General features: G+C 64.8%; 15 protein-coding genes. 2 read left to right on the top strand and 13 right to left on the bottom strand.

Features of this window, described 5'->3' with window-relative positions:
- Positions 1 to 38: 38 nt before the first annotated feature.
- The 9 genes from tssB to tssH form a co-directional block, all read right to left on the bottom strand.
- Positions 39 to 572, bottom strand: a complete 534-nt coding sequence (gene tssB / locus KYC_RS03815) for a type VI secretion system contractile sheath small subunit (protein ID WP_008159040.1) — start codon at positions 570 to 572, stop codon at positions 39 to 41.
- Between the two features lie 246 nt (positions 573 to 818).
- The gene (locus KYC_RS03810; protein WP_008159039.1) at positions 819 to 2351 is read right to left on the bottom strand and encodes an OmpA family protein; all 1533 of its coding nucleotides are present in this window, start codon (positions 2349 to 2351) and stop codon (positions 819 to 821) included.
- Positions 2348 to 2872 carry a DotU family type IV/VI secretion system protein gene (locus KYC_RS03805; RefSeq protein WP_008159036.1) on the bottom strand — a complete coding sequence of 175 codons (525 nt, stop codon included), beginning with the start codon at positions 2870 to 2872 and terminating at the stop codon, positions 2348 to 2350. The genes KYC_RS03810 and KYC_RS03805 overlap by 4 nt, the downstream gene beginning before the upstream one ends.
- Positions 2869 to 3423, bottom strand: coding sequence for a fimbrial protein (locus KYC_RS03800; RefSeq protein ID WP_008159035.1), 555 nt, complete (start codon positions 3421 to 3423; stop codon positions 2869 to 2871). Before KYC_RS03800 ends, KYC_RS03805 begins: the two co-directional genes overlap by 4 nt.
- Positions 3420 to 5987 (bottom strand): fimbria/pilus outer membrane usher protein, encoded by a 2568-nt coding sequence (locus tag KYC_RS03795; protein ID WP_167310234.1) that lies wholly within the window; start codon positions 5985 to 5987, stop codon positions 3420 to 3422. Before KYC_RS03795 ends, KYC_RS03800 begins: the two co-directional genes overlap by 4 nt.
- Positions 5988 to 6137: 150 nt before the next feature.
- Positions 6138 to 6878, bottom strand: a complete 741-nt coding sequence (locus tag KYC_RS03790; RefSeq protein ID WP_008159031.1) for a fimbrial biogenesis chaperone — start codon at positions 6876 to 6878, stop codon at positions 6138 to 6140.
- A 96-nt stretch (positions 6879 to 6974) separates the two neighbouring features.
- A complete protein-coding gene (locus KYC_RS03785; RefSeq protein ID WP_050814830.1) occupies positions 6975 to 7514 on the bottom strand; it encodes a fimbrial protein in 540 nt (179 codons plus the stop codon).
- Between the two features lie 188 nt (positions 7515 to 7702).
- Positions 7703 to 8350 (bottom strand): response regulator, encoded by a 648-nt coding sequence (locus KYC_RS03780; protein WP_008159028.1) that lies wholly within the window; start codon positions 8348 to 8350, stop codon positions 7703 to 7705.
- A gap of 12 nt (positions 8351 to 8362) precedes the next feature.
- The gene (gene tssH / locus KYC_RS03775) at positions 8363 to 11011 is read right to left on the bottom strand and encodes a type VI secretion system ATPase TssH (RefSeq protein ID WP_043517461.1); all 2649 of its coding nucleotides are present in this window, start codon (positions 11009 to 11011) and stop codon (positions 8363 to 8365) included.
- A 345-nt stretch (positions 11012 to 11356) separates the two neighbouring features.
- On the opposite strand from tssH, the gene KYC_RS03770 reads away from it, so the two are divergent.
- Entirely contained in the window at positions 11357 to 12070 is a 714-nt protein-coding gene (locus tag KYC_RS03770) for a response regulator (protein WP_050814829.1), read from the top strand.
- A 4-nt stretch (positions 12071 to 12074) separates the two neighbouring features.
- Here the strand turns inward: KYC_RS03770 and KYC_RS03765 are convergent, their stop codons facing one another.
- The 4 genes from KYC_RS03765 to KYC_RS03750 all read right to left on the bottom strand — a co-directional run bounded on the left by KYC_RS03765 (position 12075) and on the right by KYC_RS03750 (position 17113).
- A complete protein-coding gene (locus KYC_RS03765; protein ID WP_008159022.1) occupies positions 12075 to 13037 on the bottom strand; it encodes an alpha/beta hydrolase in 963 nt (320 codons plus the stop codon).
- Between the two features lie 30 nt (positions 13038 to 13067).
- Positions 13068 to 15536, bottom strand: coding sequence for a TonB-dependent siderophore receptor (locus tag KYC_RS03760; protein WP_081477976.1), 2469 nt, complete (start codon positions 15534 to 15536; stop codon positions 13068 to 13070).
- 112 nt (positions 15537 to 15648) lie between these two features.
- Positions 15649 to 16605, bottom strand: a complete 957-nt coding sequence (locus KYC_RS03755) for a FecR domain-containing protein (protein ID WP_008159016.1) — start codon at positions 16603 to 16605, stop codon at positions 15649 to 15651.
- Complete coding sequence (locus KYC_RS03750) at positions 16595 to 17113, bottom strand: sigma-70 family RNA polymerase sigma factor (RefSeq protein WP_050814832.1); 519 nt, start codon at positions 17111 to 17113, stop codon at positions 16595 to 16597. Before KYC_RS03750 ends, KYC_RS03755 begins: the two co-directional genes overlap by 11 nt.
- A gap of 399 nt (positions 17114 to 17512) precedes the next feature.
- On the opposite strand from KYC_RS03750, the gene KYC_RS30040 reads away from it, so the two are divergent.
- Positions 17513 to 19033, top strand: a 1521-nt coding sequence (locus KYC_RS30040; protein ID WP_008159013.1) for a methyl-accepting chemotaxis protein, incomplete at its 3' end; no start/stop codon positions are given.

Here is a 19033-nt window from a genome sequence, read left to right as displayed (position 1 = left end):
TCTCTTCGTGGTTTCAGATGTGCGCGTAATCGCCGCGATCACTCGGACGCCGAGGCATCGACGGACGCAGCGGGCTGGGGCTTGGGCTCAGAGGCAAGCGTGCGCAACAGCGCCGGGTCGCCCAGAACCTGATTGATCAGGTTTTCGGCGCCAGCCTTGCCGTCCATGTAGGTCTGCAGGTTTGCCAACTGGGTCCTGGCTTCAAGCAGCTTTGCCAACGGTTCCACCTTGCGGGCGATTGCGGCAGGCGAAAAGTCGTCCATGCTCTCGAAGACCATGTCGACCATGATCTGGCCGTCGCCTGTCAACGTGTTGGGGGTGGCGAAGGCAACGCGCGGCTGGATCGCCTTCATGCGCTCGTCAAAATTGTCGATGTCAATGCTGAGAAACTTGCGCTCCCCGATGGCGGGCAGCGCCTCCAGGGGCTTGCCCGACAAATCGGCAAGCACGCCCATCACGAAGGGCAGCTCCACCTTGCGGCCAGAGCCGTAGATCTCGACGTCATATTCGATCTGCACCCGTGGCGCCCGGTTGCGGGCAATGAACTTTTGTGAACTATTGGAAACCGCCATGAATACTCCGACGCTAGCTTGAGGTTGGTACGGAAGACCTGGCAATGCATGCGATGTTCAGCGCATTTATTGCCGTAAATTACCGAGTTGGCGGCGCCTGACTGAAGCTCTGTGCATAGCCCTGCGCCCCAACGTCAATGAAGCTTAGGCGGCCACTTCGATCACGGGAATCAGCGCCGTCCTACGTCGCACGGATAACTTGAAGGTCACGCCAAAGTTTGCGAAACATCAACACGGGTGGCGGGGCTATCGCTGTCTCAGTTCACCTGCAAGGCTGCGCATGCGAAGCCCGCCGAGGTTCACCTGCAAGGCATCGCAGGCGAAGCGCGCCGAGGCCGCCGGCGTCAATGACACCTCTACTCGCCGGTTCAGCGCCCGGCCCGCTGGCAGCGCGTTGTCGCCGCGCGGCTGCGCGGCGCCCATACCCGCGACGTCAAAACTTGCGGGGTCCGCGCCGCTCATCGCCATCAACTCATCGCGCACGGCTTGCGCGCGGGCCAGCGACAGCAACAGGTTCTCTTGCGGATTGCCTGTCGCATCCGTGTGACCGACGATACGGACCCGCAGATCCGGATTGGCGCGCAACAGAATCGCAACCGGTTCCAGCAGTCGCCGCGCCGTATGGCGCTGCACCCTGGCGTTACCGGGTTCGAAGGTCGTCATGGTGTCCATGCGCAGCGATGTTGGCGGCGGCCGATACGCGGCGATGGCGGCGCTCATGCGGGCTTCCGCCTCGCGAGCGCCCGCCAGTTCGTCCAGCCAGGATTGGATCCCGCCATACGCGAGGCGGCGCTTGAACTCCCGCTGGTCTTCCGTGATTTGCAGCAAGGCGTCGCATTTGGCGAAGATCCGGTCCTGCGGGACGGCTTCGTAGCGGCTCACGCCTTCAGACATTCGCCGGATCTCTTGATGCGTCTGCCAGTACGCAAATCCCCCTGACAGCAACACTGCCGCCACGAACAAGCCCGCCAACGTCGCGGATCTCCTTGTCTTTCGCGGCCGGACTTCCCTGGGCGGGATGGGCGGTTCGCCGCCATCATCCTGCGCGGGCTCGACATTCAGCGACGGCAACGCCGGTGCGACGCGGCACGACGACGGAATGCTGAGACGCAAACCCGTCCTGGCAGTGATCCACCGTGCCCATGCCGAAGAATCCGGGACTGCGGTTCCGCCATCCACCAAGAGCAGTCCCGCAAGAAAAAACGGCGGAGTGCTGGCGATTTCCTCGATGGCGACGAGCAACGCGGCTTCAGCCGCCCAGTCCAGCGTTGCCAGGGCAAGACGCTCGCGCAATAGATTGGATCTGGGAGGCATACGCGCACTGGAGGCGCGCACCGTCTTAACGGCCTGACGCATGGTGATGGCGCTGTCCGGCCAGACGCCTGCGGCATCCATGCTGTTCAGATGCGCCGGGGTATCGCCATAGCCGCCCAGGCATGCGTATACCGCCGCATAAACGGGTACCGGCTTCGCGCCCCGCACTGCGCATCGCGTCACCGCCTGCCGCCAGCGTTTCCATTCGCCGCGCATGGCCATTTCGTCCGTGCCCATGGGAACGAGCGGCAGCAACACGGAAATATCGGCGCCGCTACGCAACGCCTTTCTCAGCATCAGAATCAGGTTTTCGGGTGTATCAGCCAGCACCCAGGCGGCATCTGCGCTCCATCGCTTGCGCAACCCGTCCGGCGAGTTCGTTGCCGCATCATCAAAAAATAGCGCTGCATCCGGCCCGGCAACGATCACGGTCACCGGCGCGTCGTGCTGCCCCCATAGGCTCATGATTTTCCAGCCCCCTCGAACCGCGCAGGCCATAGGGACCACAATTGGTCGATCAGCTTTCTCTTGCGCGCCCCGGTCTCCGCAGACCGGCGGAACAGTCCCGCAGTCAGAAGGCTCGCGTACCAATGCAGCCAGGCCGCGGTAGCGGCCGGTTCGGCGGCCAGGGCATCCATGTCCTCAAGCACCACCTTTCCGGCATCGGGCTCACCCAGTTCAACCCGGCACAGCGACGCCGCCGCCCATTCGCCTGCCAGCGCGGCGGGAATCGCCGAAAGCGTCGCGTCATCCAGCAACAAGGCGTGCGACAGCCTTAGCTGCCGCACTTCAGGCGCCGTCAGGGCCAACTCCCGCACGCCGTCGTCAAACGCGCTCAAAAGCGCCACACAGCGCGCCCGCCATGCGTGTATCGGTCCGAGTTCCGAACTATGTTCCAGCACCGCCAGATGCAGCAGCGTATCGTCCAGCAGCCGTGTGTATGCAAGCACGTCAGAAGCCGTTTCAGTCATCGCGGAAGCACTCATGGAATATCCAGGACGTAGGTCACGTACGTTCTCACGACGCCCGGGGTTGCGCCGCCAGATCCGTAGTAGCGCGCGTAGAACGGCATGTTCAAGGTCGCGACGCCTTCGGTGATGTTCACCACCTTGACCGAGGTCCGGTCGCCGACCCGTATCACGGTGCCGTCCCCATTGAGCAGTTCGATCTGCACGCCGCTCGGCGTAGGCGCCGGAGACATGTCCAGCGGATTCAGCCGGCCGCTGGCGTCCGTCGTGGGGCCGGCCTCGAAGTAGGCCCGCACCTGCCCGGGCGCTCCTTCGCACTCGATCGGAATGTCGAACCTTGTCGACCCCGCAACATCGCCTGGCGAACTCAAGGATTGCGTCGACACCGTGGGCAAGGCCACGTCGATGGAAGCCTCGCGGATGTAGCAGCTCAGCGGCACGTAGCGGCCGATGAACCGGAGGTTGACGGCCTCCGACGCCGCGCCGGCGCCGCCCGAAGACAACGCCATGGCCAGCAACCCGGCGGCCAGCGCGCCGCACTGGCGCAGCCGGAAAAATGATGCGTTCATGATTGCTCCTTGGCTTGGGGCGCATCGGCCGCCGCGGCGAACGGCGTCTGGCATTCGGCCTGGATCCGGATCAGGCCGGACACGTTCTTTGTCTGGCCAGAGGAAGCGGCGGTCTGTCCGTCGGACAGCGCATAGGCGGCCTGGCACTGCTCCTGCGGAGTGTCGCCCCACTTGATCGTCAACATGCCCTGGTCGGGCAGCCCGCGCACCAGCGCAACACCGCCCTGTCCCACTGTGCCCAGCGCACGGTCCGCATCGGTCTGGTACACCTGCGCGCCCAGCGGCACAGCCTCGCCATCAGGGCGCCGCAACCGCAGCAAGACGGGCTTGCCCTGTTCGGTGCGGAACTCCACCAGCACGATGGAATCCAGCGTCGGCACCACCTCCTCGGAGGTCGCGCCCAGTTCCACCTCCATCCCGAGTTTCGACGGGTCCAGCATGACGTTATTGACACGGTACGGCGACAGGTACGGAACCAGCGCGTAGCCGTTGCTATCAATGCTTGCGCCCTGTCCGTTGATCACCCGGGCGCCCGCGGCCCCCTTTGCCTGGATCAGCGCGGTTGCGCGTCCCAATGGCGGTCCCGCCGTGACGCCGCCCGCGTGCACCACCAGCGCCCCACGAGCCCCCATAGCGAATTGGTTCGCTTGGCTGCTGGTGGAAGCGCTTGCGCTATATGTGCCGTAAGGAGACCGGTAGCTGCCGAAAGCACCCAGACTGTTGGTGCGCGCGGAATCGGTCTCGGCCGTCGAGGCAGTCAGGCCGAACGACACCGGAATGTCGGCGCCGCCCGAGCCATTGACGGAGGCCTGCACTTGGTGGTCGCCATTGGACGATCGTGTCATCGTGCTGCTGACCGTGTTGAAACCCGGGCCGGTATGCGCGGAATTTCGGCCCAGGGGCATGGACAGCGTCAACATGATCTGATTGCTCAAGGTCGCGGATTCGCCGCTGCGCACGCGTTGCCCGAAGATGGAATAGTTCAGCGACCGATAGCTGCCGCCGTAGCCGATCTGATACTGCAGGTCGTAGCCAGATCGGCTTGACCAGTAGTTCTGGCGGCTGGCCATGATGAACACGTTTCCGCTGCTGCCGACAGGTTGCGACACGTTGACCTGCAGGCGCTGCTTGAGCCGGTAGTCGTACCAGGGTTCGTCCGGATTCGAGTACCGGTCGTGCGCATGGATCGCATCGCGTAGGCTGTAGAAGTTGGACGTCGAATAGCGGTAGCCCACCACCGAGAACCGCGTTCCCGTGGTGGAGAGGATATTGGAATAGTTCAAGCGGGTACTGATCCCCTTTCGGGATTCTCGTTCGATCTGCGTGTTGGCGCCCGTAACATCCAGCGAGAACGCGCCCACCTTCGTATTGATGGCGGCGCCCAGCATGATCGACGCGTAGTCGGAAGATATCTGCGTGCCCGTATAGCCCGTGAATCCGTCGGTGAACCCGTACTGATAGGTCCCTTCAAAGACCGGCGGCTCGCTTTGGGATTCGGCGTTCCGGTATCTTCCCAAGCCCACGCTGTACCGGTGCACGCCCTCGCGCAACAACATGGGAACCGTCGAGAATGGCACGCTGAAGGTGCTTTGACGGCCGTCCGCCTCTTGCACGGTCACATCCAGGTCGCCGCCGTAGCCGGAGGCGGGCAAGTCTTCAAGCTGGAATGGCCCGGCCGGCACGTTCTGCTCGTAGATGACTCGCCCCGCCTGGCGCACGGTCACGATGGCATTGGTTTCCGCAACCCCGCGCACGATAGGCGCGTAGGTGCGCAATGTGTCGGGCAGCATCCGGTCGTCGCTGAATAGCCGCACGCCGCGCAATCCAATCGAGTCGAAGAGCTCGCCGCTGGTGAAGCTGTCTCCGACCAGAAACTGGCTGCGCCACGGATTGATGCCGCGCTGGGCAAACAGCTCCAGGCTGTTCCAGCTTGAACTGCCGTTGTTGGCCCAGCTCTTGGTCGACCGCTGGCGCAGACGCCAGCTTCCGACATTCAGGCCCGACGTCAGGCCCAGGAAGAGGTTGCTGAATTGAGACCCGCCGTGGCGGGCCCTGCTGCTATACCCGTTCAGGCTGTAGTCGAGCAGTCCGGCCGTAATCCCGTCGTTCCAGCGCACGGGATCCACCCAGCCTCGAACGTGCGTGTGCACATAAGCCTGCGGCACCGATAGTTCAAGCGCAAGCTCGCCTAGATCCATGACAGCGTAGGCCTGCGGCACGATGGTGTTCAGCGGCAGACAGGCCTCGGTGTTCAGCGGGTCCGAATCAGGCTGGACTGAGCCGGGCCCTTCAGACCTGGCTTCGAGGATGCGCCGGGTATCGACGCCCATCTTTTCGAGCTCGCCCAGCGTGAAGCAGGGCTCGGTGCGGCCACCGTCTGACGCCACATAGCGCACGTCGTACCGGCCCGCACGCCGTCCATTCACCCTGACATCCAGCGCATAAACGCCAGGCAGCACCGCATTGCCGCTGCTGAAACGTTCCAGGTCCACGGCCGGCCCGGACAGGAACCTCGGGTCGAACTCCACTTCCGAAGGCCGGGCGGGCGGGGCCTGCTGGGACATGGCGCTGCCGAACGGCGCGCAATATACGGCGACTGCCAAGCCGAACCACGGCGCCTTTCGAGCCAGCCACGAAGCGCCCGCCCCTCGCTCCGGTTCCTTCTCCCTACGCACGTTACCGCCATCTCGCGACATTTTCTTTCCCTCTGGAGCTTATGGGCGCGATCGGATTTCCGACTCGCCCAGGACTTCCGCGCCATAGTCATTAATGACGCCGAACCGGACCAGGCCAGCAGCCAGCGGCTCCCCGGTCTGGACCTTGCCCGGCGTGCGGGCCAATTCCAACGTCGAGAACGGCGCGACCATGCCTTGCTCATATCCGGCTTGGCCATCGCGCGTATTGGTCATGACCTGGCTGAACGACATGTGGTAGGGCGTGGGGTTTTCGACGCGCAGCGCGCCCTGGGCCGCGGCGTGCCAGATCAGCGCCTTGTGCGCTTCTTCCACGGGAGTGGCCAGCGCATCGGGCCGCAGAAATAGCTTGAGGCGTGTCCGGATTGCGAGCTGCATGAAGTTCACGTTCTCTGTTCTTTCTGACTTGGGAGGAACCTCCAGCACATTCAGAAAGAACAGCGACTCGCGGTCCTGCGGCAGATCGGCGCCGGTATAGACGACCCTCAGCGTCTGCCCACGCTGGGGCTCCACCCGCGACATGGGCGGGGAAATGACAAAAGGCACATCCAGTCGCCCCGGCGACTCGTTGACTGAGCCGTCGTCGATCCACGATTGAACCAGCACCGGCTTTTGATCGACATTGCGCAGGCGGATATTGACCTCGCGGCTGCCCATGGGATAAACGACGCGGGTGCCGGTGATGACAACGCCCGCTTCGGCCAGCGCGGGAATACAAGTCACGAGCGCAACCAGAAGTGCGCGCAGACGAACGAAGAGCACGATAGTCCCCAATATTGATAGGCAGGCAGAGGCGCCGCGGGGGGGGGGAGAGATACCCCCCCGCAACTGTTGCGGTGGTAGAACTGCCGCGCTTACTTACGGATAGGCCAGGGTGAACTGCGTGTAGGTCGTGACCACACCCGGCGTCGTGGCGCCAAGTGCGTAGTACTGGCCGCCGTAAGTCATGACGGCGCCGCGGGCGGCGCCGGTGCCGGTGACGGCATACAGCGCGCCGCGGGAACCCAAGGGAATCGGCGTGCCATCGGCTTCTATCAATTGAACGGAAACGTTCGTGGCCGCCGAGGCGGTGGCCAGATTCTTCAGCGTTTGATAGGCGGGCTCCATGTTGGTCATTTCGAAATGCGCGGCGACCTGGTTGACAGTTGCCGGGCAGTTATCCACCTTGATCTGGAATGGCGTGGAACCGGCCGTATCGCCCGCCGAGTCCAGCGACTGCACGGACACTGTCGGGAGAGGCACGACCTGATCCTGGGACTCGGTCATGACTGCGCAGGTGTCGGCGATAAGCTCGCCGTTGAACGTGACCTTTCCTTGCGTGACCGTCTGGGCATGGATGGGCAGTGCCGCGCCCGCCAGCAGCGCCAGCAATGCCAAGCGATAAGTACTGGATTTCATCTTGCTTTCCTTGACTTAGAACTGTGGGTAGATCGGGCCACGTGATTGCACGTGATTTCCAGAATCCCGATCGTCTGTCCTTGAATGGACAAGACGATTACGAGTGTAGGGATGGCAATCACGAAGGAACATCAGCGTCGTCTGACGCTGGGCTCTTTTTTTATATCGTCACGATCTACGCGGCCGCTTCATGCGACCAGGCCATGGCTGATTCCATAGCGCACCAGTTCAATGTCAGAAGCCACATCCAGCTTGCGCATGGCGGCGCGCTTCTGGGCGCTGACGGTCTTCTTGCTGCGGCCGAACTTCGCCGCGATCTCTCCCACCGACAAGCCGGACAAAAACATGCGCACGACCTCGATTTCGCAAGCCGTGAGCTTGCCCATGCGCTCCGCTTCGGCCGCACTGGAGTCCGCGGAAAGCGCCCCCTGGATGCGTGGCGAAAGATAGGTGTCGCCTCGCCACACCGCGTGGAACGCGTGCAGCATGTGTTCGGAACGGTCGAACTTGCTGACGATGCCCTTCACGCCCTGGCGCTCAAGCGCCTGCACCACCATGGAACTGCCCAGGGACGTCAGCACGATCAGCTTGATTGCGGGATACCGCTGCCGGATCTGCGACAGCATCGACAGGCCGTCGCCGAAGTGGCCGCCGGACATGACGTAGTCGCAGATCAGCACATCGCACGCGTGGCTGGCGAGCACATCAAACAATTGCGTTGAGTCAAACGCGCAGGCTTCGACCCGCGCGATCTCAATGCCCGAGAGTTCGAGTTTCACGCCCTTGACGCAGACCGGATGCCCGTCCGCCACGACCACATGGATGTGATTGCTCACGGCGGTTCCTCATCAAGCCCCGCCGTCGGAATGCGACTCGAACGCCAGGGCGAGTTCGGGGCCGGCGTCCGGATCCGCCAGCACGATGTGCACATGATCCAGCACGTCGCGCCGGGACATGAAATCCATCCACACCGTGGCAAGCCGCGGCAGGATGTGTTGCTCCAGGAATCCGATCAAGGCGCGCGCACCCGTCTGGTCGACCTGGCACGCCGCGACGACGTAGTCCACGACCTCCTGCCCGTAGGTCAGCCGGGACTTGATGGTATCCGCCATCCGGCGCACGACCTTGTCCAGGTGCAGCCGCACGATGCTGGCAAGCGCGTTGGTCCGTAGCGGCGAATACGGCACGACGGCCAGGCGCCCCAACAACGCGGCGGGGAACCGTGCGAGCATGTCGGACTCCACCGCTTCTCGCAGCCCGTCGAGCCCGGGCGGCGCCTCCTCGTCGGCGCACAGGGTGGAAATCCGTTCGCTGCCCACGTTGGTGGTCAGCAGGATGACCGTGTTGCGAAAATCAATGTAGCGCCCGTCGCCGTCTTCCATGTAGCCCTTGTCGAACACCTGGAAGAACAGCTCGTGCACATCGTTATGCGCCTTTTCGACCTCATCGAGCAGAATCACGGAGTAAGGCCGCCGGCGCACCGCCTCGGTGAGGACGCCGCCTTCTCCATAGCCGACATAGCCCGGCGGCGCGCCGCGCAAGCCGGAAACGGTATGGGACTCCTGGTATTCGCTGAGGTTGATGGAGATCAGATTCTGCTCGCCGCCATAGAGCGATTCGGCCAACGCCAGCGCCGTCTCTGTCTTGCCCACGCCTGATGGGCCGGCAAGCAGGAAGACTCCCTGCGGCTTCTGCGGATCGGACAGGCCCGCGCGCGCTGTCCGCACACGCTGCACGATGCGCGAGATGGGTTCCTCTTGACCGATGACGCGTGCGCGCAGCGAGTCTTCCAGGTTACGCACCGCAGTGATCTCGTCGGTGAGCATGCGCCCCACGGGGATCCCGGTCCAGTCGGCCACGATCTCGGCCACCGCGGCTTCGCCCACTTCTGGATAGACCAGCGGCGAATCGCCCTGCAGGGCGCGCAACGCGCAGGCAGCGTCCGACAGCGCGGCGGCCGACTCCTGCTGCCCGCCCTCTTGGCCTTCGAGCGCCGCCTCCCGGCGTCCCAGCAGCGCCTGGACCTGCTCTGCCTGGCCGCGCCAGTTGGCTTCCAGGGCCGCCTTTTCGTCGCGCAGTGCCTCCATGCGCGCGTCGAGCTCGGCAAGCGCCGATGCCTCCCGCAGGCCGACCGCCACTTCCGCCTTCAAGAGGTCGCGCTCGGCCTCGCAGGCCAGGATCCGCTGCTCGACATGTTCCAGCGCCTTGGGCGGCGCATGCTGCGAGAGCGCCACGCGCGCGCAGGCCGTGTCCAGCAGGCTGATCGCCTTGTCGGGCAACTGCCGCGTGGGCAAGTAGCGCTGCGAGAGTGTCACGGCGGCCCGGACGGCCTCGTCGCGCACAAGCACGCCGTGGTGGCGCGCAAAGCTGGGCACCAGCCCGCGGACCATCGCCGCGGCCTGCTCCACCTGGGGTTCGGCCACCTGCAGCATGTGAAACCGCCGCGTCAGTGCCGGGTCTTTCTCGATATGGCGCTTGTATTCCGCCCAGGTGGTCGCGCCGATAACCCGCAGGTCGCCCCGCGCCAGCATGGGTTTCAGAAGGTTGGCCGCATCGCCCGTTCCCGCCTGCCCGCCTGCCCCGATCAGCGTGTGCATTTCGTCGATGAACAGGATGGTCATGGCCGTGGACCGCCTGGCGGCGTCAAGCAGCCCCTTCAATCGCGACTCGAATTCGCCTTTTACGCTGGCGCCCGCCAGCATGGCGCCAATGTCCACGTTCAGGAGGCGCGCGCCCGCCAGCATGGGGGGCACACGCCCTTGCGCGATCGCCAGCGCCAGGCCTTCCACGACGGCCGTTTTTCCGACGCCGGCCTCGCCCGTGAGCAGGGGGTTGTTCTGCCTGCGGCGCATCAGCACGTCGACCATGGCGCGTATCTCGGTCTCGCGGCTCAGGACCGGGTCCAGGCCGCCTTCGCGGGCCCTGGCGGTAAGGTCGGTGCAAAACTTTTGCAACGGATCGTCGGATTGTTCACGGTCGGCGGCGGCGCCGTCGCCGGGCTTTCCGGCGTTGCCATCCGCCGCCTCGGGCGACCCTTCGATCCACGCACGCAACGGCACGTCCAGGTCTTCCATCGGAATCTTGCGGAATTCCGGGGATATCCCCAGCAGAACCCGGCGCAGCTCGGGATCGGTGGCCAGCGCATGCACCAGCCATGCGCCGCGTATGTGCTCATCCTGGAATTGCAGGGTGGCGCTGATCCACGCCCGTTCGACCGCAAGTTCAACCTGGTAGGAAAAGTCGCTGACCGATCCTGCGCCGCCAGGCAAGGACGCCAGCGCTTCGCGCAAGTGCAGGGCAATCACTTCGGTATCCGCGCCGGCATGCCGCAGGATGCGCTGGAGGTCGCCATCAGACTGATTCAAAAGCTGGTGCAGCCAATGCGCGACTTCGACGTAGGGATTTCCGCGCAGCTTGCAGAAGGAGGTTGCAGATTCCAGGCTCTGGAACATGCGTTGATTGAGTTTTCCGAAAAGGACGCGCCTGAGTATTGTCATTTGCTCTACGGGAATCTGATTCCAGGAAAGCTCAGGCTATCCAGTTGCCCACACCCGGACAATCGGACTGGACAGAGACGCGAGTGGGACCTGATATTTATCAGCCGCGGGATGACGCCACGCAAATTCTGCGCATTTAATCGCCACAGATCCGGCAGTTATCAGACGTTTTCGCGAATTTTCTATATCCGGCCCACACCGGAACGCCAACAATCTGCGCAATGCCATTGCCGCCACCCGAAGCGTGACGCCGGCTTGCTCGAACGAGCGGGGCAGAGTTCAGCGATCCTTGCGGCCGGGCCCAAGGATCCTTCTTGACGCAGCACGACAACACTTCAAAGTTCCATGCATCAGAACCTCCTCAAGCTAGGCATGTTGGACAGTCAACCTTTGGTGCTCAAGGGCCTTAAATCGCTATTCGAAGGCTATGCCGACATCAAGGTCACGGGCGTCTTCGAGGACAGCTACGAACTGTTTGACGCCATGCCGGCGGACCCGCTAGACGTACTGCTCATGGAGTACGTCCTGGATACATCCGACCTGAACGGCGCCGAGCTGATCCGCTGTCTGCGCCAGCAATACCCCCAGACCCGCATCCTGGTTTTCTCCGCAACGCAAGACCCCGCGATCGTCGCGCTGGCCATGCGCCTTGGCGCACACGGCTATATCAACAAGCGCGCCCACGAAGAGGACATCATCCGCGCCTTGCGGCGTGTCCACGACGACGGCCGCTACATTGATCCCGACATGCGCGACCAGCTTCCCGACAGTCTCGCGCCGATAACGCCACGCGAAGCGCGCGGCGATCTCTCCGAACCGCGCATTCAGGCGCTTCTGCGCACCGCCGAACTCTCGCCCTGCGAGTATGCGGTGCTGCGCAAGTTCGTCGCCGGCGCCAACGTCATGGAAATCGCCGAGCGGCTGCACAAGAGCCCCAAGACCATCAGTTCACAGAAGGCGGCGGCGTTCCGAAAGCTCGGCGTTTCCACGGACAACGGCCTGTACCGGCTGGTGGGCACGGCGGCAGACCCCGCGCTGAGCGCCAGCGCGTTCCTGTAGTCGATCAAGGCGCCACGGCCACGTCCAGCGCCCGCTCCAGCGAAGCGCGCAGCATTTCCCCGTGACCGAACTGGGGAAACGCTTCGTAGGTCGCCTGGGCCCCCGCGCCGTGCAGCCCGTCGGCCATCTCGCGCACGGCGGCGCGCTGGTCGACCGCCTGGCCGTTCGCCCCAGGCGTTGCGGGTATCGGCGTGGGCCTGCCGGGTTCGCGCGGCTTGGTTCCCACCAGGATGGCGACCCGCTTGCCCGCGGCCCGCTCCGGCTGAAACTGCCGCCATTCCCGCACCAGCACGCCATCGTTCCACCACGCAGACGGATCGCCCGCGATGTAGCGCGCGAAGGCGTCGGGCTGCGTAAACAGGACGTGCAATGTGAACAGTCCCCCGTATGAATGCCCCCACAGATACTCCTTGGCGGAATCGACGGCGGCGGTCCGGCGCACCAGCGGCTTGACCTGGGTGCGGATGAACTCCAGGAACAGGTCGGCCCCGCCTCCCTCGTGTCCGCGGACGACAGGATTGGGCAGCTGCTTGCCGTTTTCGAAGACCGGCGGCGTGTAGTCGTAGGCCCGCGAGACGACGTCGTTGCGGGTTGGCACGTCGTAGCCGACGGCGACCAGCACCGGCGCGATGCCAGTTGAAATTCGCTGCAAATCGGCATCGGTCAGCGTCGCCAGCGCCGCGTTTCCGTCCAGCATGTACAGCACTGGACTGCCGCCCTTGGGGGCCGCCTGCTTCGGCACGGCGATCTGGATGCGATAGCGGCGCTTGCCGTCGGCCGAATCCAGCCTGTGGGTTTCAAAGCGATAGAACGCCGACGGCCTATCCGCGACGGTCTCGCCCACCAGTTGCATGCCGGGACGCACGGGCGCATCCGCGGGCGCCGGCTGGGCGCTGGCTGCCGTGAGCCACAGCGCGCCGAGCAAGGCCGGGCCGGAGAATTTCAGCATGGATTTGAAACGGGACATGTTCTTTCCAGAAAGAGGCGTCAACGGGAATCACCAGGCGTAGTTCAGGTTAGCGGTAATCGACCGGCGTGCGCCGTAGTAGCAGCTGGCCGCGCCGGAGCAACTGGCCAGATACTCCTTGTCGGCCAGGTTCGTGGCGTTCAGGGAGAATTTCATTCCTTTGAATGCCGGATTCAGATTGCCCATGTCGTAACGCACCGCGGCATCGACCAGGTTGAGTGCGCCCGTGCGATATTCATTCGCGCTGTCGCCATAGCTTGCGCTGACATGACGCAGCCCCAGGCCCACGCTGACGCCCGGCAGGACCGACTGGTCGAAACGATAGTCCAGCCACACGTTGGCGCTGCGGCGCGGGACGCGCGGCAATTGTTTGCCGAGGTCGGTGCTGTTGCTTTGCGTGACCTTGCTGTTCATCAGCGTCGCCGACGCCACCATCGTCAGGTTGTCGGTCAGCGCAAGATTGCCTTCCAGTTCCAGGCCCCGCACACGCCCCTCGCCGGTCTGCACCTGGCACAGGCTGCCGTCGCACAAGTGCGTGGGGTCCGGGTCGGGCGTCGTGATGTTCTGCTGGCGGATCTCGTAGGCGGACAGCGTCACCAGGCTGCGCGAGCCGGGAGGCTGGTACTTGATGCCCACTTCGGCCTGCTTGCCTTCCGTCGGCTTGAACGGCTGGCCGCCGTAGCCGACGCCGTTGACCGGCTCGAACGATGTCGCATAGCTGGCGTAGGGAGCAAGCCCGTTCTCGAACAGGTACACGACGCCGGCGCGCCAGGTGGTGGCCTCGTCGGCATAGCGCGTGCTGGCGCCGGTGGAGCGCACCAGCGCGTTGTCGTGCGACCAGTCATGGCGCAGCCCCACCGTGGCCGTCCATTGGCCCCAGCGGATCTGGTCCTGCGTGTAGAGGCCGATTTGATCGCTGTCGCTGCGCCGGGTCGGAACCGGCGACCCGATCTTCACCGGGCTGCCGTAGACCGGATTGAACACGTCCAGCGAACCCACGGTGCCGGTGGCCTGCTGCACGCGGATGGTCTGCGTCCGGTAGTCGAGCCCCGTGAGGACCGTGTGATCCGTCTCGCCCAGCCTGAAGCCCACTTCCGCATTGGTGTCGACCGTGAAGCCTTCCGAGCGGATCTGGCTGATCGACGCCGTGCGCCGCAGCGTGCGCCCATCCGGCTGCAGATCGCCCTGGCGCGCCACGGACGAATTGTCCGTATCGACGCGCATGTAGCGCACGCCCTGGTTGATCTTCACCCGGTCGGAAAACTGGTGCGAAAACAGATAGCCGATCGAATACTGGGTCCGGTCATAGGCGCTGAATGCCGGTTCGCCCAGGAACCTGTCCGAACCGAATCTGCCGTATTGCGTCGCGAAGTAGGTGCCGTGCGACGGCAGGAACTGATACGTGCTGCCGCCGCGATCCTGTTGATAGTTGGTCAGCAGCGTCAGCGACGTGCTCGCCGACGGCCGCCATGTCAGGCTGGGCGCGAACATCACGCGGTTCAGGTCGATATGGTCGACCTGCGTTTCGGTGTGATAGCCCGTTCCCACCACGCGATAGAGCCACTTGCCCTCTTCATCCAGCGGACCGCTCACGTCCGCGTTCAACCGCGCCAGGCCGTAATTGTCGGTGCTGACGCCGATTTCGCCGCGGGCGTAGTCGGTCGGCCGCTTGCTGGTTGCGTTCACCAGTCCGCCCGGCGCGATCTGGCCGTAGAGCACCGAAGAAGGGCCGCGCAGCACTTCGACGCGCTCCAGTCCATAGCCGTCGAACTGGGTCGCCGATGCCGTAGCGCCGCTGCTCGAACCGGGCGGGCGCAGCCCGTCCAGGTAGAGGTTGTTGGCGAAGCTGCCCGTGCGGAAGCCTCTGACCGATATCTCGTCGACGCGGCTGTCGACGCCATAGCCGCCGACGTTCACCCCCGCGCTGTATCGCAGCGCCTCGGCCGTGCTCTTTGCGCCAATCATGTCCATCAGGTCGCGGTTGATCACCGAGATCGACTGGGCGCTTTCCAACAGCGGCGTATCGGTCTTGGCGCCGGCGCTGCTGGAAAGGCCCAGCACGCCGACATTGCCGTCCGTCCGGCCCGTGACCGTCACCGCGGACAGCGTTGCCACCCCGCCCGCGTCGGAGTGCGGCTGCCGCTCCAGGCGATAGCCCTCGCCGTTCGTGTTGGGCACGGCCTGCAGGCCGGAGCCCTGCAATAGCTGACGCAGCGATTCGCCAACGCCGCCCTGCAGCCGGACCGCCGGGCTGCGCTTGCCGGCGGTCAGCGCCGGATCGCTGATGATCGTGGTGCCGCTGGCCTGGCCAAACTGCAGCAGCGCATCCTGCAAGGTCGTTGCCGGCAGCGTGATGTCGATCCCGGAAGCGGCCCTGGCGTCTATCGGATGCGCCAGCGTCAATGCGGCGGCGCATGTTCCCAAAAGCAGGGAGGCGGATGTCTTGCGGATGGCGCCCAGCACGGGCGGTACAAATGAAGCAGGTCGGAAAATTGACATGAAACGGCTCTGGGTTGGCGCCCACGATGAGCGCCTTTCCCTGTACAAACGAAGCAGTCCCTTCAATCTGCCGGGAATTTACAAATGATTACCTTCCTGCCCGGCCCTGCCCTCATGCGCGTCCCACGTTGACCCAGTAGCGGGTGCGGTAGACCAGCCTCAGGTTATGGGCCGCAGCCAGCGCTTCCAGCACCCGGTCCGTCTGCTGCACGCGGAAAGTGCCGTTCACGCGGACGTGGGCGACCTCGTCGTCGCAGCGCACGAGGCCTTCGCGGTAACGCCCGAGTTCGGCAAGAAAGGCTTCCAGCGGCATGTTGTCGGCGATCAGGACGCCCTGGGCCCAGGCGAACTCGCGCCCCGCGCGTCCGTCTTCCGCCACGATCCGGCTGCCGGTGTATCGCGCCGTATCGCCGGCCTGCATCCGTGAACGGATGTTCTCCCGGGTCCGCACCTGCGCATCGCCCTGGTCTAGCGCCACGCGCGTCGCGCCGTCCTGCAGGCGTACCGCCACGCGCGCCCGCACGGACGACACCTCGCCATGGCGCGTGATCACGCGCAAGGGCGCTGCGGACGCAAGGCCCTCCAGCATGATTTCGCCTTTCAGCAGCCGCACGTCGATGCCGGATGACGCCGCGCTCACATCAAGCGCCGTGCCGGTATTCATCATCAGTTCGACATCATCGGACAGCGCGATCCGGCGCTGTTCGCCCACGCCTGTCCGGTGGGCGGCAAGCCAACCCGCGCGGTCGGCCTGCTGATAACCCGCCGCCGCCAGCAGGCCGGCGCCGGCGCCGCCCAACAGCAGCTTGAGCGCCCGCCGCCGCGGATGAAAATCGGCGGCAACCCGCAGCGCCCGCGCCGCGGCCAGATCAGGACCCGAACCGCGCGCGCCATCCGGAACCGCCTGGCGTATATGGCCGAAGCGGCGCCAGACCTCCGCGTGCCTGGGGTCGGCATCGTGCCACTGGCGCCAGGCTTGCAGCGCGGCGCTGTCCTGAGCATGATCCAGCCGCACGATCCAGCCCGCGGCTTCAGCGACGATCCGGTCGGTGGCGGCGTCAGCAGTCATCAAACGCGTGATACAGGCGTTGCCACGCCTGTATCAGGTCCTTCTGCACGACGTTCACGCTGACGCCGAGAATTTCCCCGATGACCGCCAAGGCGTGCCCATCAATGCGCGCCAGAAGAAACACCCGCCGCATTCGCGCGGGCATCCGGTCCAGAACCTTGCAGACCGCCAGCAATTGCTGGGCAAACTGCGCCAGCATTTCGGCTGAAGGCGCCACGGGCTCCGGCTGCGCGGCCAGCGCTTCAAGGTATGCGGTTTCGAGCGCGCGCCGGCGGTGCCGGTCGATCAGCAGCCGTTTCGCGATGGTGGCCAGATAGCCCCGGTTCCAGGAGGCCTTCTCCAGATAGGACTGGCGCATCAGCCTTTCGAAGGTGTCCTGCACCAGGTCCCAGGCATCCGCCTGCTGGGCGCCGCCCAACTGACGCCGCAGCAAACCCAGCAACCACCGGTGGTGTTCCTGGTAGGCGGCAGCCACGGCAGCCGTGTCGCCTGAGGGAGGGACAGGCATGGGAACGGTAGCGGGATCCACGATCTGCAGCGGCAACATTCAAATGGGAATAATACTCAATTGTATCCTTAGTGACGGCGGCCTGTCTTCCCTGCGCTGCGGCGGCCGCCGGCTGAACCCGAGCGCTGCGAATGCCGCAGCGCAGCATCCGCACGCAAACCGACGCAACGCGGCGTCGCGATTCCGCCCGATTTCCGCCTTGCGGACGCGGGTGATTTCGTGTGACATTTTCAAGACGCTTCCAGAAAAACCAGTACTTTTCCCGTATTCCGGGACGCCTCTCGCATCGGGCGGGCCGACTCGCCCTTTTCCCCCTGTTTTCTCCTTATTGCGCCGCACCATCGTGTGCTCTAGTGGCCGCAGTCCGGAGGCATCCCGCCTCCACCCGCGTGGCCCATCATGTCCAAACTCAAGAACCTTTCCCTTCGAAGCAGCCTGATCGCCCTCGTGCTGTTCTTCATCGTGACGCTGCTCGCAGTGGGCGTCATCTCCATGAAGCAGTTGTGGAGCGTCAGCCAGCAGCAGCGCGCGATGTACACCGAGACGGTGATGCCGCTGCGCGTAGTGGTCGATGCCGCGCGCCAGGGCGCGACGCACTTCCGCCGCATGTACGTCTACATCTGGAACACCGATCCGCAGGCGCGCCAGAACGAGCTGCGGCTGAATGAGGAGTCCGAGAAGTCGGTGCTGCAGGCGCGCGACCGCCTGCTTCAGGAGCAGGATCCCGCGCTGCGCGACCTAGGCGGCAAGCTGTCGGAAACATGGACCCGCTACAAGACGGCCGTCAATGACGTGAAGACCCTGGCCGACCGCGCCGATGCAAACGCGATGGCAGTGCTGCACAAGGATTCGGCCGAATTGCACGTGGCGGCGCGCAACATCCTCATGGATGCTGCCAAGCGCCAGGAAGAGCTGGCCCGCCTGGATACCGAAAACGCCGCTGCGGCTGTCGAGCGCACGTTCTGGATCATCTCGGTCCTCATCGCGTTGTCCGCGATCGCCGGCATCGTGCTTGGCCTGTCGCTGGTGCGCGCCGTGATGCGCAAACTTGGCGGCGAGCCCGCCTACGCCGCGGTCATCGCGCAGGAAGTCGCGAAGGGCAATCTTGCCGTGCGGGTGCAACTTCGCGAAGGCGACGACGGCAGCGTGCTGGCCAACATGAACGCCATGCGCGCCAAGCTGGCCCAACTGGTGAGCCAGGTGCGCCAGACCAGCGACTCCATCGCCACGGGCTCCACGCAGATCGCCACCGGCAACGCCGACCTGAGCCAGCGCACCGAAGAGCAGGCGGCCAATGTCGAGGAAACCGCGGCCTCGATGGAGCAGATGAACGCCACCATCAAGCAGAACCTGGACTCGGTGCAGACGGCCTCGCAACTGGCCGGCTCGGCCAGCCAGGCGGCCGCGCGCGGCGGCGAGGTCGTGGGCAACGTGGTCAGCACCATGGACCAGATCTCGGCCAGCTCGCGCAAGATCGTCGACATCATCGCGGTGATCGACTCGATCGCCTTCCAGACCAACATCCTCGCACTGAACGCCGCCGTCGAAGCCGCCCGCGCGGGCGAACAGGGCCGCGGCTTCGCCGTCGTGGCCAGTGAAGTGCGCGCGCTGGCGCAACGCAGCGCGGGCGCCGCCAAGGAAATCAAGCAGTTGATTGGTGAAAGCGTGGGCAAGGTCGAAACCGGCTCGCAACTCGTAACCGAGGCCGGCGCCACCATGAACGACATCGTGACCCAGGTGCGCCGCGTCGCCGACCTGATCGCCGAGATCGGCGCCGCGGCACAGGAACAGGGCCAAGGCATCTCGCAGGTCAGCGACGCCATCAACCAGCTCGACCTGACCACGCAGCAGAACGCCGCGCTCGTCGAAGAATCCGCCGCCGCGGCAGCAAGCCTGAACGAACAGGCCGCGACACTGGTG

This window comes from Achromobacter arsenitoxydans SY8 (genome assembly GCF_000236785.1).
GTDB lineage: Bacteria > Pseudomonadota > Gammaproteobacteria > Burkholderiales > Burkholderiaceae_B > Achromobacter > Achromobacter arsenitoxydans.
This window is presented reverse-complemented; position numbering and strand designations above follow the sequence as displayed.